Genomic DNA, 13,562 nt, shown 5'->3' with positions numbered 1-13,562 from the left:
AAATAATGAGAACTAAGTTTACGCCTCAGTAGCCAGGCGTAAAGGTTAATACAGAGATTTCTCCATCTTATGAATAGAGGTAATAAGTTGGTTGAACAAGTTCATTCAACTTATCTATTACGATTTAGAACAATATACGTTAGGGGGAATAATGGTGAAATTACGATACATAATGTGTCTTGTTTTTATTGCCATTTTAAGTACAACATTGATTACAGGTTGTGGGAATGATAGTGAGGAGAGTCAAAGTCAACAAGGTGACCAGTTGCAAGTGGTCACAAGTTTTTATCCTTTATATTATCTAGTATCAGAAATCGGCGGGGAGCATGTAAACGTAGAGCAGTTAGTGGCAACAGGAGTAGATCCTCACGATTGGAGTCCCAAAAGTCAAGATATAAAAAATATTATTAAAGCAGATGCTTTTTTATATTTAGGTGCCGGATTTGAAGGATGGGTACCAGACATTTTAAGCGGAATTGAATCAGATTCTGATGTGCATGTGGTGGAAACATCAAACGGTTTGGACCTGATTCATTTAGATGACGACCATGAAGGCGAAGAGCATCATGAAGATGAAGCATCAGAACACCAAGAAGAAGAAGAGCATCACGAAGATGAAGCATCAGGACACAATCATAGTCATAGTGATATAGATCCTCACGTATGGACTAGTCCAAAACAAGCGATCGAGTTAGCAGATCAAATCAAATTAGCACTAATAGAAATTGATCCTGATCATAAAGATGATTATGAGGCAAACTTTAGTGAATTGAGTGCGGAGTTGGAAGAGATTGATCAAGCTTTTGAAAGTATGGTACAACAAGCAAATAGGAAAGAGTTTGTCGTGTCACATCAAGCTTATTCCTATATTGCAAGAGACTACGGATTAGTGCAACAAAGTATTATGGGATTGTCACCAGAACAAGAACCAACATCACAACAATTGATAGAAATACAGGAGTTCATTCAAGCTAACAATATTAAATATATTTTATTTGAAGATTTAACAAGCCCAGAACTTGCAGAAACTATAGCGGAGGATTTAAACTTAGAAGTGATGGCACTAAATCCTTTAGAAGGTTTAACGGAAGAACAACAACAAAATGGTGATGACTTTTTATCTCTAATGAGGGACAATGTTAATGTATTAGAACAAGTACTACAATAAGCAGTAAACTGAGAAGAAATGAGGGAGCAAGCATGGAACAACCTTGTCATCAAGATATTGTGAATTTGGAAGATGTCTGTTTTAGCTATGGCAATCATCAGGTTATTCAGCATTTGAATTTCACAATAAAGGAACGTGACTTTGTTGGTGTCATTGGTTCTAATGGCGCTGGCAAATCAACATTGCTGAAAATGATTGTTGGTTTAATACAACCTAAAACAGGTAGGGTAGAGCTATTTGGTAAAAATAGTGCCCAGTTTAAAGAGCGGGAAAAAATAGGTTACGTGCCACAAAAAAATGCTTTGAACCCCTTGTTTCCAGCTACAGTTAAAGAAGTGGTTCTCTCAGGGTTATATAGTAGAAAAAAGATACTGCGTCGTATTCACAAACAAGATTTAGAAGTTGCACAAGATGCGATGGAATCTTTCTCCATTGAGCATTTAGCAGATCGTAAAATTGGACAGCTTTCCGGAGGACAACAGCAGCGTGTGTTTTTGGCAAGAGCGATGATTAATAAGCCAAAGCTTCTCATTTTAGATGAACCAACGGTGGGAATAGACGAAGATACACAAAGAAAGTTCTTTCAATTGATACAACATATGCATCAACATCACGATATGACTTTTATTATGGTTTCACATGATATCGAAGCGATGCACAGTTACTTAGGGAGTAAGCCTCAACTCGTGCATGATCAAATTCTTTTCTTTGTGAAGCATTCACATGAAATACATTGTGATGAAATTACACTCGCACATGGGATAACGTCATAAATGTCATGCATATATAACAAAACTATATAAGTAAAATACAATATACCATCTTTACTACGCTAACGTAGTTTGAAGATGGTATAATTAACTTTCATATGTTTACCGAGACATATCATATGATGATATACAAAAACTAACTTATTTTATTATGTTTACAGGAGCAAAAACGATGGATTTATTTCAGTACGAAATTTTACAGCGAGCAATTATTGCGGGTGTGCTTATCGGCTTAATTTCACCGCTTATAGGTTTATTTGTAGTACTACGACGACTATCCTTACTTGGTGATACGATTGCCCATGTTTCCATAGCAGGGGTTGCATTAGGTTTGCTTATCGATATATATCCGCTAGGCTTAGGCTTTTTATTTGCTATTTTTGCTGCATTTGCAATTGAGATGTTCCGAAAATATTATCAATCGTATGCAGAATTATCGATAGCTATAATTATGTCGGGTGGAATAGCTGTAGCTTCCATCTTGTTTACGTTAGGTAAAGGTTACAATATCAATGTACAAACTTATTTATTCGGAAGTATTTTCACCGTTAGCATGCAAGAAATTTGGATTATATTAGCATTCTCCGTCATCATCGTATTATTTGTATTTTTATTTTATAAAGAGCTATTCCTCATTACTTTTGATGAAGATGCAGCAGCAGTAGGCGGGCTTCCTGTACGTGCTATTAACTTTGTGAATACGATATTAACGGCATTTGTTGTGAGTGCTGCTATCAAAGTGGTGGGAGCTTTACTTGTTTCTGCATTAATTACGATTCCAGCAGCAGCAGGTATTGCGCTGCGAAAAGGGTTTAAAACGACATTATTTTGGACGGTTATCATATCGGAGTTTGCAATAGTCACAGGATTGTTAATAAGTTGGGAGTGGAATTTAGCTCCTAATGGGACAATTGTGTTACTATTAATAGGAATTCTACTCAGTATCATGATAGGATTTAAAAAAGCACGAACGTAATACAACGAACGTATTACAAGCGGTATGTAGGTGGTGTTTTCATATATGGATCTCAATATTTGGGTTGCCTTTTGGGCTGGAGTTATTTCATTTATTTCTCCTTGTACGTTGCCGTTGTTTCCTTCTTATATATCCTACATTACAGGTATTTCTGTAAATGATTTAAAAACAAAGCAGACAAAAGAAATGCGAGTAAAGACGATGGTACATACGTTGTTTTTTGTTGCTGGTCTTTGCGTTGTCTTTTTCACATTAGGTGCAGCAGCAGGTATTGTAGGTGGTTTTTTCAAACAATACAGCACACTCATAAGTCAGCTTGCAGCTATTTTAATGATTGTCATGGGACTTATTCTGCTTGGTGTATTGAAGCCAAAAATGTTAATGAGAGAAATGAAGTTAAACATTAAGAAACCAGCTGGTTATTTTGGGACGTTTGCTGTTGGCATTGGTTTTGCAGCGGGTTGGTCCCCCTGTATAGGACCCATTCTCTCCGGCATCATTGCCCTTGCTTCTACAGATCCTGGAAATTGGTTTTATTTAATGCTTTCTTATTCACTAGGATTTTCGCTTCCTTTTATCGGGCTTGCTTTTTTTATCGGTTCGACAAAATGGATATTGCGGTACTCTGATAAAGTGATGAAAGTTGGCGGGGTTTTCATGATTGTATTTGGCGTACTTTTATACAGCGGTCAATTGACGAAACTGACCATTTTTCTACAATCTATTACTCCAGAATGGATGTTATTTTAGAGGGCCAAGTAAATGCAGCCCTCTTTTTTAGTGAAGTATTTTAAGTGAAATATTCTATACGGGATTCAGGGAAGTATTCAAATATTCTTTCTGTAATAAATACACGTAATGCAGTAGCTTTCTCATCTTCATATACGTATTTGCCATGACCCCATTTGCCCCACTTATACTTTCGTTTGCTTTCGTCCATTTCCAGCTTTGTTTTAGGGTAACGTTGTTCAATGATATTTTTGGCTGTTTTCGTAAATCGATGTTGTATGAGTTCAAAGGTCAAGTCATTGACTTCACTTACTTTTACTTGCTTTGCTAATTGCTCAAACAAATTGCGATAACCTTCTTCCCATCCTTCATACCATATGATAGGCGCAATAATAAAACCAAGTGGATAATTCGCTTTAGCAACTTTACCTGCTGCTTCTATTCTTTCAGCGAAAGCAGATGTTGCAGGTTCAAAATTTTTGATGACATAGTCTGCATTTACACTAAATCGGATACGTGTATGTCCATTATGTTCCAATGGAAGAAGTGGGTCGACATGATGAAACTTGGTGACAAATCTTAAGCGCCCTAGCGGTTCCTTAGCCATGAAGTTGATAAGCTCTTCCAAAGATCCCGTAATATGTTCAATGCCTACAGGATCGGAAGTACAAGCAGCTTCAAATCTTGTAATTTCTGGTTCACGCTCTACAATATATTGCTTTGTTGCCTTCAAAATGTCTTCCGTATTTACATATACCCTGACATAAGGTTTACTTCCTAATGTCGTTTGTAAATAACAATAATGGCAATGTCCCATGCATCCAGTAGAAATGGGTAAGGCATACTCAGCTGAAGGTTTTGACTGGTCAAATTTTAACGTTTTGCGAATACCTACCACGAGTGTTCTTTTTGCGGTTTTGTATTTCTCTAATTCGGAGTTGCCTGGTAAATCTGTGATTCGATTGTGGGATGAGGTCATTCTAATTGGAATGTTGTTTTTTTCTGCCCACTCATAGATCTTATTTCCTTTTGGATATTCTAACGACTTTGGTTCAAAGTAAACTAAGTCAGGTAAAAACGGCTTTGTCTGTCTTCTTTTTTTCTCGGTTTTCTGACGTTCCATAACAGGTGTATGCATTTTTTGACTTACTCCTTCTCTGTATCTTAGCTATTAGGATGATATAAAAGGATGACAAATAAACAAGGAAATCGTTGTTAATCAACTTGCAATAGGAAAGCAACTAAGTGTAAGATACTAAAAGGGACAACTACCCATACATTTAACAATGTACATAACGGCGTTGTTGGAATGTAAAATTTGCAACGTCTTAAAATAGATTTTACTATTATAAAAAAACTAGAACTTTAATTATCACTATGAGGAATACGCATTAGGGGGATATAATAATGGCTACACCAAGTATGGAAGATTATTTAGAGAGAATTTATAAGTTAATTCGTGAAAAAGGGTACGCCAGAGTTTCCGATATTGCGGAAGGATTAGAAGTTCATCCCTCATCTGTTACAAAGATGATACAAAAATTAGATAAAGATAACTATCTTATATATGAAAAATACCGAGGTTTAATTTTGACTCCTAAAGGAAACAAGATGGGGGAGAAATTACTAGCTCGTCATAAATTATTGGAAGACTTTTTGTCTATCATTGGTGTCAATCATGAAAATATATATACAGACGTGGAAGGTATAGAACACCATCTTAGTTGGGATTCCATCATGTGTATTGAAGCTTTGGTGAAATATTTTAAAGGTCAGGAAGAGAAATTGGACGAATTAAAGCAAATTAGATCTCAACTAGAAATGGAAGAATAGATTAGCGTAGCCCCTTTTCGTACAAGTACTGTGCATTGCTACACACCTCTTTTTATAAGCGCCATATAATGTTGTATGTAGCTTGAGAGGAGGATGAAAAATGCGAATAAATGCAGTATTCGAAGGTGGTGGAGTAAAGGCGATCGCATTAGTAGGTGCAATAAAGGCCGCTGAAGAACAAGGTGTGACCTATCATCAGACTGCAGGTACTTCTTCAGGAGCCATCGTTGCTTCTTTTTTATCGGCGGGGTATAAGGCTGACGAAATGAAAGAATTTATATTGGAATCTCCTTTTCAATCTTTTCTGAAAAAAACAATTCCTCATTATTTTTATGGCATCGGTCCTGCTTTACGAGTGTTTCTAAAGAAAGGAATGTACCGCGGGGATAATTTAGAAGACTGGATTCGAGAGAAACTTGCCAAAAAAGGATTACGAACGTTTGGCGATTTAGGAAAAAATAAACTAAGGATTATTGCTTCGGATATCACTAGAGGCAAAATGTTAGTGTTACCTGATGATATAGCATACTTCAATATCAATCCTGATAAATTTGAAGTGGCCAAGGCAGTTAGAATGAGTACAAGTTTACCCTTTTTTTTCGATGCGGTTCTTTTGCGAAGACCTGCAAAAATAGTGAAAAAAGAAAAATGTCCTCCTTATTGTTATATTGTGGATGGCGCTATTTTAAGTAATTTTCCGCTTCATTTATTTGACGAAGATTGTAGTAAATTAAACAAAATAAGACCAACAATCGGATTCCAACTTGTAGGAAAAAACAATCACTCCTCATACAATATTAACGGTCCACTTACGATGTTCCAGGCGATGATTAGCACAATGATGGAAGCACAAGATGAAAAGCATATTGAAAAATATAATCGTTTTCGAACGATAAAAATACCCACATTAGGTGTGAAAACAACGCAGTTTGACATCACAAAAGAAAAAAGTTTACAACTCTATCAATCAGGCTATCGTGCAGGAAAAAGTTTCTTCAAACATTTTTCCCATGCGAATTACATTAAAGAACTAACAGACTATTGTTCAGAAAAATGAACAAATAGCATGTTTTCATTGCAGAAATAAAAAAGGACAATCATAGGATTGTCCTTTACTTTTAATGATATTTTGGTACATCGTTTTCTTCTTTTTTATGGCCATCGATGACCTTGAATTTTGATTTTTTCTTCTTGCGAATTCGTTCCATTCGCTTTAATGTGTAACGATAATACATCATTTTCCATTTGTTTGGCGGCAACTTATATAGAATGAACACAATGACAACCATACCAACCAGTAACCCGTAGTTACTTCGTAACAACCCGATTGCCATTAAAAATAAAATGACATATAACATCCAATTTTTTTTGAAGTTCATTTATCATCCTCTTTCCCATCATGCAAGATGACCACCACATTATTTCCTAGCATCGAGTTCAAGCACTCTTTTAAATGAAGCAATAGAAACTTCCACTTGATCGTCTGTAGGTTGTTTCGTTGTTAATTTTTGCAGCCATAGTCCTGGATAACCAAGATACTTCAATACAGGAACTTCTCTTAAGCTGTTGGTAAAACGTAATACTTCAAAAGAAACGCCAATCACAACCGGTAATAAAAACAAGCGTTGTAATAACTTTTCCCATAATGTAATAGATTCATACCCCATCAGGACAGGATAAGCAGCATAGACGAAAACACCGACGATCACTGTAAAAACCATAAAACTACTTCCACACCTGTAATGCAATGTGCTAAATTTCTGTACGTTTTTGACTGTTAAATCTAGGCCAGCTTCATAACAACTTATGACCTTATGCTCAGCGCCGTGATATTGGAAAAGCCTTTTAATGAGGGGTGTGAGCGAAATAACATACAGGTAGCCGAATAATATTATAATTTTTATTAATCCTTCTATGATATTATGAAGAAAAAATCCGTCGAAAAATCTTTCGAATAAAATATATTCTAGTGCAGCAGGCACAAGGGTGAAAATAACTTTCCCCATAAGAAAAGAAAGAACACCAACAAGCGCTACCCCTAATATCATCGTTAGGCGAGAAGGTTTTTCTATTTCCTCCCCTTCTTCTTCTGCATACACTTCTGCGGAAAAGTTTAAATGATTTGCCCCTTTTCCACTGGCTTCAATTAACGCTGCGATACCACGAATGAAAGGTATTTTTTTCAACATGGTTAACCATTTTGTTTCTGTCTTCGGTACTTCAAAAAATTCAATCTCTTGATTACTTTTACGGCGGACGGCAGTAACATTAGTAGTTTGTCCTGCAAACATGACACCTTCCATGACAGCTAGTCCACCATATACGCCAACTTTATTATCTTGTGACAACCAAAACACCTTCCCCTTATGATCTACATTTACGTGGTAAAAAAGAAAATAACTTATTCATATTGTACTGTAATTCGGTATTTAATGCTACATAGCTTCATAAAGTTACGTCTATGCATAGTGATTTAACGACTTTCATTGTCGAAAGGTTAACAAAATGAAGTGATTATGATAAAATGCTAGTGCATAGTTAGATGTCGTGTTATAGTTGAAATGTTTTTGGAGGATAATATGGAGCAAAACATTTTAGTGTTAAATGGTCCGAATTTGAACATGCTTGGAATTAGAGAGCCTGATGTGTATGGTGCGTTATCATTAGAAATGATTGAACAAAAGCTGGAGAAACTTGCAGATGAACTTCAATGTGGTCTTACCTTTTTCCAGAGCAATCATGAGGGTGAAATCATCGATCAAATTCAACAAGCTTATGGCAAGGTGAATGGAATTCTTATTAATCCCGGAGCATTTACGCATTATAGTTATGCTATTAGAGATGCGATCAGTGCGGTTCAGATCCCGACCATTGAAATTCATCTTTCTAATATACATAAAAGAGAATCGTTTCGCCATCATTCCGTTATCGCTGCGGTGGCTATCGGTCAAATCGCGGGATTTGGTGCGAACAGTTACACTATAGGATTAAGGGCTTTAGTAGAAAATTTGAATGAAGGGTGATAAAGATGGAAGAAGCAAGATTAGCAAGACTGAGACGTGCTATGGAACAACATCAGTATGATGCATATTTCATTACGAACGGTTATAATCGTACGTATATTTCTGGATTTACAGGTTCATCAGGATATGTTCTTGTGACGAAAGATTCTGCTGTATTTTTCACAGATTTCCGCTATATGACGCAAGCTGCTGAGCAAGTAAAACATATGGAAATCAAAGAGCATGGTCATCATATTATGGCAGATGTGAAGGAACAGTTGGACAAACAAAATATCACCTCCCTTGTATTTGAGAAAGACACTGTCACATATAGCCAATATGATTCATATAAACAATCCCTAGGAGAAAGTGTAAAACTGATTCCTGGTGATGCTATTGTGAATGAACTTCGCTTTATTAAAGATGAAAATGAAATAAATATTATGAAAGAGGCAGCGCTTATTACGGATGCTGGGTTTGAGTTTATATTGACCAGACTGCGTCCTGGAGTGAGTGAACGTCAAATATCCTTAGAGCTAGAAACGTTTATGAAAGAAAAAGGATCTGTCGGATCTCCTTTTGAAATTATAATAGCCTCTGGTGAACGTTCTGCTTTACCACACGGTATTGCAAGTGATCGTATTTTACAAATGAATGAGTTTGTTAAAATGGATTTTGGCGCATGTTATAAAGGATATTGCTCTGATATTACTCGTACTGTTGTGCTTGGCACAGCAACAGAAAAACATCGTGAAATTTATGATATCGTCTTAGAAGCGCAAGAGAATGCATTACAACATTTAAAAGCAGGCTTAACAGGAAAAGAAGGCGACGCTCTCGCTAGAGATGTTATTACGAAATATGGTTATGGAGATTACTTTGGCCATGGAACAGGCCATGCACTAGGAATCGAAGTACACGAAAACCCACGACTAAATCAAGTAGAGGAACGCCTACTTCAATCGGGTATGGCAGTCACAGTGGAACCAGGCATTTACTTGCCAGGATTCGGTGGAGTGAGAATTGAGGATGACGTTATCATTACAGATACGGGCATTCGTAACTTAACGGGAGCAACAAAAGCATTTATTGAAGTGAACTAAAATATATGAAAAGAGGGATTATACTTGATTTCAGTTAATGATTTTAAGACAGGACTTACGATAGAAGTAGATGGAGATATTTTCTCGGTCGTTGAGTTTCAACATGTTAAGCCAGGAAAAGGGGCAGCATTCGTTCGATCAAAATTAAAAAATATTCGCAACGGAAACATCGTAGAAAAAACATTTCGTGCTGGTGAAAATGTTCAAAAAGCACATATCGAAAATAAAGCTATGCAATATTTGTACGCTACTGGTGATGAGCACGTGTTTATGGACTTGGAAACGTATGATCAAATTACACTTGATGCTGGTCAAATTGAATGGGAACTTAACTTCATGAAAGACAATATGAATGTACATATACAGTCATATGAAAATGAAGTAATCGGTGTTAGTTTACCTAATACAGTAGAATTACAAGTGACTGAAACAGAGCCAGGAGTAAAAGGAAACACTGCTCAAGGTGCGACGAAAAATGCTACATTGGAAACAGGACTAAATGTACAAGTTCCTTTATTTATTAGTGAGGGCGAAATGCTCGTTATTAATACTACAGATGCAAAGTATGTTTCTCGTGCTTAAGTGTCCATGGTAAGTTGAACAACTTTTTAAGATGATACACGTATACACAAACAACCTACCGCTCCTTTGACGGTAGGTTGTTTGTTTTATCATCATTCGTCGAAATATTCCGCAGAGTAAAGTAAAGAGAAAAGTACTCATTATAAGGTTCCAATGAACACTTTTTTCATATTATGAATAGAGGTAATAAGTTGTTTGAACAAAATGATGATCTTTCATGAAATGAAAGAAAGGGGAAAAAATATGATTGTTATTTATTGTTTGTTGTTTGGTTGGATTTTAAGTTTATTTAACTTTCATCATCTCATTATTGACGGAACTGCCGAATGGTTTAACTTAAGTTTATCCATGAGTGGTTACTATTTTTTATGGGTTATGGTCGGGCTTATCTTTAGCATTATTAAAGCCATAAAAGATTAATTTTTTTCATGAATGTTTAATACTTCTGTGCTATAATACTGTAACATATAAAAATGTTTCACATATAAAGGGAGTGGACATCGTTGGCTCGTTTAGTCATGAAGTTTGGTGGCAGCTCAGTTGGAAGTGCTGAGAGAATCCAAATTGTTGCTGAAAGAATTATGGAAAAAAAGAAGGAAGGCAACGAAGTTGTTGTTGTCGTTTCTGCTATGGGAGACACGACAGATGAATTATTAGATTTATCAAAACAAATAACGGACTCACCTCCGTCACGTGAGATGGATATGCTTCTCACTACAGGAGAACAAATATCCGTATCACTTTTATCGATGGCTTTGCAAGAAAAAATGCAGCCAGCAGTTTCTTATACTGGTTGGCAAATCGGCATGATGACGGATGGTTGTCATGGTAGAGCAAAAATAACAGATATACAGCCTAATGTAATTTACACTGCATTAGATCAAGACAAAGTAGTAGTTGTAGCTGGTTTTCAGGGTGTTTCTGAGAACGGAGAAATTACAACATTAGGTCGAGGTGGTTCGGATACTACAGCAGTAGCCGTTGCCGCAGCTATTGAAGCAGACTATTGCGAAATTTATAGTGATGTGGATGGCATTTATTCTACTGATCCACGTATCGTTCCTTGTGCAAAAAAACTTGACGAAATTTCTTATGATGAGATGTTGGAGCTCGCTAACTTAGGAGCAGCAGTATTACATCCAAGAGCAGTGGAATATGCTAAACACTATCGTGTGCCACTAATTGTTAGATCCAGTTTTAATCATCATGAAGGTACTATAGTAAAGGAGGAGTCTGGAATGGAACAAGGTGCTATTGTTAGTGGAATAGCTTACGATAAACATGTAGCTAGAATCAGCATTATGGGAGTGGAAGATACACCTGGTGTGCTGGCTGTCTTTTTCAACGCCCTTGCGGATAGACATATTAACGTAGATGTTATCGTACAAGGGGGAACGAAAGATGGTAAAGCAGATTTTTCCTTTACTGTTTCTCTGGATGATGTGGAAGCAGCCACAGATACCATAAAATCTTGTCGGGATTGTGCAAATTTTGATGAAGTGATATCGGAAACGAACTTAGTGAAAGTATCCATCGTAGGTGCTGGTATGGTCAGTCATGCGGGTGTTGCTTCCAAAATGTTTGATGTCATATCAAAACAGGGCGTAACGATTAAGATGGTTAGTACTTCAGAAATCAAAACTTCTTGTATCATTGCACAAGACAGCCTGACGGAAGTTATTCTTGCCTTACATACGGCGTACGGCTTAGATACGAATCAACAAGCGGTTGTGGGTGGACCCAAAGTTCGTAGATAAAATGGGGGAATAGTTAGAATTACAGTCATCACGAGCTCATTACTTCAATATGAAGTCAAATATTTTGATGAACACAGCTGTAATCCCTGCTGCCATTAGAGGACCAACAGGAATGCCTTTTAAAAATATAATGCCAAAAATAGAACCGATAACTAGACCCACAATCATTTGTGGGTCCATTTTTAACGATTCTAACCCTTTGCTATTCATATAAGTGGCAATAGCTCCTCCAAGCAGTGCTAAATAACCTACTTTGGATTGTAATACCATCGTAATATCTTTCCATGTAATTTTTTCACTTGCAAACGGAACGAGTACACTTATCGTTAAAAGCAATAAGCCAAACTCCAGTCCTCTTCTTTCTAAGGAAGGAAGAAATCGCTCCAGTTGTATGAGTTTGATAATCAATAAAATACAAGCAGCAGTGGTTATAATAGGTGATCGACCCAATAATCCAATGACAATCAAAATGACGAGTATAAGTTCTCCGTTCAACATGATTCTCCTTCTCCACATATACGTTTTATATACGTATTGTATGATATAGGACAAGGATTAGAACGGAAATTTTACCATTCGATCATCTGTTACATATGGAACCGTGTTATAGCAATTATGTCTTGTCAACATCTTTAATTCTTCGACTTTTTCTTCTCGTTGCACTTTACTGCCGTTTTTACTTTCTAGTAGAAATTCTAGCAAGTTATTTTTTTCTTGTTGATAGGCAGCTTTCATAGCTAAAGCAAAATCGTTTAAATGAATGTGATCTTGAAAACAATGCTCCAACTCACTAATCAAGAAACCGGCGCATAAGCCATCTTCGATAGAAAATTCATCTTGGGTTCCAGCACAGACCATGATAATATCCCTTTTCAACTGTTTTGCTGCTTGAGCACAGGCTCTACCGTTCAGAAAAGAACCTGCTAATATGTGAGTTGCTTTTAACGATTTTTGTATCGCTCGTGTTCCGTTTGTCGTTGTAATGACAATTTTTTTATTTTTCACAACGTCTTCTTCATATTCAAGTGGTGAATTGCCTAAATCAAAATGGGTTACTTTTTTTCCGTATCGCTCACCGCAAAGCAAGGTGGTTTTATGTTTTTGTAATTTTAGTGCCTGTGATACCGTTTCTACTGGTATAATTTCCGAACATTGATGTTCAAGCGCAGTAGTAATCGTGCTCGTAGTGTGCAATACGTCGATGACGATCGCTGTTTTATTGTGAAATTGATCGGATTTTGCTTCTGTTATCGTTGGAATGACTTCAACATGCATGCTTTACCCTCCTTGGAGCGACGTTCATTTTTTAAAATCTATGTCTCTTACCAAGTCTGACAAGTTTACTAAGCAAATGATACATTGGTACATTTCAACATACGGTTTACGGATGTTCCGCTATTTTGTAATAGCGACATCGTATCCCATCATTTGTTATCTACTTCTAGAGAAGTTTAATAGCGTATCCGACCTCAATCCTCTTCTTAAACACTCTGGATCGGCTACACTTAGCTAGACAGAAAAATTAAGGTCAAGTAGACTAGAATTAATATATTAGAGGAGCGAGTTCTACAATGACCAAAAGAACAAGAAGAACATTTACACCTGAATTTAAACAACAGATGGTAAAACTTTATGAGAGTGG

Annotated in this window: 16 protein-coding genes; 11 read left to right on the top strand and 5 right to left on the bottom strand. The window is 36.6% G+C overall.

The window, feature by feature from the left end; translation table 11 throughout:
• The first annotated feature begins 151 nt into the window (after positions 1–151).
• The 4 genes from D1Z92_RS10505 to D1Z92_RS10490 all read left to right on the top strand — a co-directional run bounded on the left by D1Z92_RS10505 (position 152) and on the right by D1Z92_RS10490 (position 3,664).
• Entirely contained in the window at positions 152–1,168 is a 1,017-nt protein-coding gene (locus D1Z92_RS10505; protein WP_128895630.1) for a metal ABC transporter solute-binding protein, Zn/Mn family, read from the top strand.
• Between the two features lie 32 nt (positions 1,169–1,200).
• Entirely contained in the window at positions 1,201–1,941 is a 741-nt protein-coding gene (locus D1Z92_RS10500; RefSeq protein ID WP_128895629.1) for a metal ABC transporter ATP-binding protein, read from the top strand.
• 169 nt (positions 1,942–2,110) lie between these two features.
• A complete protein-coding gene (locus D1Z92_RS10495; protein WP_128895628.1) occupies positions 2,111–2,914 on the top strand; it encodes a metal ABC transporter permease in 804 nt (267 codons plus the stop codon).
• Between the two features lie 45 nt (positions 2,915–2,959).
• The gene (locus D1Z92_RS10490; RefSeq protein WP_128895627.1) at positions 2,960–3,664 is read left to right on the top strand and encodes a cytochrome c biogenesis CcdA family protein; all 705 of its coding nucleotides are present in this window, start codon (positions 2,960–2,962) and stop codon (positions 3,662–3,664) included.
• Positions 3,665–3,704: 40 nt separating this feature from the next.
• Here D1Z92_RS10490 and splB read toward each other — a convergent pair whose 3' ends face one another.
• On the bottom strand, positions 3,705–4,781 hold the full coding sequence (gene splB, locus D1Z92_RS10485) for a spore photoproduct lyase (protein WP_240666666.1): 1,077 nt from the start codon (positions 4,779–4,781) through the stop codon (positions 3,705–3,707).
• 269 nt (positions 4,782–5,050) lie between these two features.
• On the opposite strand from splB, the gene mntR reads away from it, so the two are divergent.
• Complete coding sequence (gene mntR / locus D1Z92_RS10480; protein ID WP_128895626.1) at positions 5,051–5,476, top strand: transcriptional regulator MntR; 426 nt, start codon at positions 5,051–5,053, stop codon at positions 5,474–5,476.
• Between the two features lie 100 nt (positions 5,477–5,576).
• Entirely contained in the window at positions 5,577–6,533 is a 957-nt protein-coding gene (locus D1Z92_RS10475) for a patatin-like phospholipase family protein (protein WP_128895625.1), read from the top strand.
• 61 nt (positions 6,534–6,594) lie between these two features.
• On the opposite strand, the gene D1Z92_RS10470 is transcribed toward D1Z92_RS10475, so the two are convergent.
• On the bottom strand, positions 6,595–6,855 hold the full coding sequence (locus tag D1Z92_RS10470) for a hypothetical protein (protein WP_128895624.1): 261 nt from the start codon (positions 6,853–6,855) through the stop codon (positions 6,595–6,597).
• A 39-nt stretch (positions 6,856–6,894) separates the two neighbouring features.
• Entirely contained in the window at positions 6,895–7,824 is a 930-nt protein-coding gene (locus D1Z92_RS10465) for a DUF1385 domain-containing protein (protein ID WP_240666664.1), read from the bottom strand.
• Positions 7,825–8,055: 231 nt separating this feature from the next.
• On the opposite strand from D1Z92_RS10465, the gene aroQ reads away from it, so the two are divergent.
• The 5 genes from aroQ to D1Z92_RS10445 all read left to right on the top strand — a co-directional run bounded on the left by aroQ (position 8,056) and on the right by D1Z92_RS10445 (position 11,920).
• Positions 8,056–8,499 carry a type II 3-dehydroquinate dehydratase gene (aroQ, locus tag D1Z92_RS10460; RefSeq protein WP_128895623.1) on the top strand — a complete coding sequence of 148 codons (444 nt, stop codon included), beginning with the start codon at positions 8,056–8,058 and terminating at the stop codon, positions 8,497–8,499.
• Positions 8,500–8,504: 5 nt separating this feature from the next.
• Positions 8,505–9,581, top strand: coding sequence for a M24 family metallopeptidase (locus D1Z92_RS10455; protein WP_128895622.1), 1,077 nt, complete (start codon positions 8,505–8,507; stop codon positions 9,579–9,581).
• Between the two features lie 24 nt (positions 9,582–9,605).
• A complete protein-coding gene (gene efp, locus D1Z92_RS10450; RefSeq protein ID WP_128895621.1) occupies positions 9,606–10,163 on the top strand; it encodes an elongation factor P in 558 nt (185 codons plus the stop codon).
• Positions 10,164–10,406: 243 nt separating this feature from the next.
• Positions 10,407–10,583, top strand: a complete 177-nt coding sequence (locus D1Z92_RS17315; RefSeq protein WP_164931558.1) for a hypothetical protein — start codon at positions 10,407–10,409, stop codon at positions 10,581–10,583.
• A gap of 83 nt (positions 10,584–10,666) precedes the next feature.
• Positions 10,667–11,920, top strand: a complete 1,254-nt coding sequence (locus D1Z92_RS10445; protein WP_128895620.1) for an aspartate kinase — start codon at positions 10,667–10,669, stop codon at positions 11,918–11,920.
• 39 nt (positions 11,921–11,959) lie between these two features.
• Here D1Z92_RS10445 and D1Z92_RS10440 read toward each other — a convergent pair whose 3' ends face one another.
• Both D1Z92_RS10440 and D1Z92_RS10435 read right to left on the bottom strand, forming a co-directional pair.
• Positions 11,960–12,418 (bottom strand): DUF441 domain-containing protein, encoded by a 459-nt coding sequence (locus D1Z92_RS10440; protein WP_206099739.1) that lies wholly within the window; start codon positions 12,416–12,418, stop codon positions 11,960–11,962.
• A gap of 57 nt (positions 12,419–12,475) precedes the next feature.
• Positions 12,476–13,195 (bottom strand): 2-phosphosulfolactate phosphatase, encoded by a 720-nt coding sequence (locus D1Z92_RS10435; protein ID WP_128895619.1) that lies wholly within the window; start codon positions 13,193–13,195, stop codon positions 12,476–12,478.
• Positions 13,196–13,562 lie beyond the last annotated feature (367 nt).

It is taken from the genome of Longirhabdus pacifica (genome assembly GCF_004115085.1).
Lineage (GTDB): Bacteria > Bacillota > Bacilli > Paenibacillales > DSM-105158 > Longirhabdus > Longirhabdus pacifica.
The sequence above is the reverse complement of the archived record's forward strand: the minus strand, read 5'-3'. Positions and strand labels throughout refer to the sequence as shown.

Bases quoted from the DNA above. Each gene is read 5' to 3' on its own strand.
- D1Z92_RS10505 (WP_128895630.1), top strand. From the start codon at position 152: ATGGTGAAATTACGATACATAATGTGTCTTGTTTTTATTGCCATTTTA.
- D1Z92_RS10500 (WP_128895629.1), top strand. From the start codon at position 1,201: ATGGAACAACCTTGTCATCAAGATATTGTGAATTTGGAAGATGTCTGT.
- D1Z92_RS10495 (WP_128895628.1), top strand. From the start codon at position 2,111: ATGGATTTATTTCAGTACGAAATTTTACAGCGAGCAATTATTGCGGGT.
- D1Z92_RS10490 (WP_128895627.1), top strand. From the start codon at position 2,960: ATGGATCTCAATATTTGGGTTGCCTTTTGGGCTGGAGTTATTTCATTT.
- splB (WP_240666666.1), bottom strand. From the start codon at position 4,781: ATGCATACACCTGTTATGGAACGTCAGAAAACCGAGAAAAAAAGAAGA.
- mntR (WP_128895626.1), top strand. From the start codon at position 5,051: ATGGCTACACCAAGTATGGAAGATTATTTAGAGAGAATTTATAAGTTA.
- D1Z92_RS10475 (WP_128895625.1), top strand. From the start codon at position 5,577: ATGCGAATAAATGCAGTATTCGAAGGTGGTGGAGTAAAGGCGATCGCA.
- D1Z92_RS10470 (WP_128895624.1), bottom strand. From the start codon at position 6,855: ATGAACTTCAAAAAAAATTGGATGTTATATGTCATTTTATTTTTAATG.
- aroQ (WP_128895623.1), top strand. From the start codon at position 8,056: ATGGAGCAAAACATTTTAGTGTTAAATGGTCCGAATTTGAACATGCTT.
- D1Z92_RS10455 (WP_128895622.1), top strand. From the start codon at position 8,505: ATGGAAGAAGCAAGATTAGCAAGACTGAGACGTGCTATGGAACAACAT.
- D1Z92_RS17315 (WP_164931558.1), top strand. From the start codon at position 10,407: ATGATTGTTATTTATTGTTTGTTGTTTGGTTGGATTTTAAGTTTATTT.
- D1Z92_RS10440 (WP_206099739.1), bottom strand. From the start codon at position 12,418: ATGTTGAACGGAGAACTTATACTCGTCATTTTGATTGTCATTGGATTA.
- D1Z92_RS10435 (WP_128895619.1), bottom strand. From the start codon at position 13,195: ATGCATGTTGAAGTCATTCCAACGATAACAGAAGCAAAATCCGATCAA.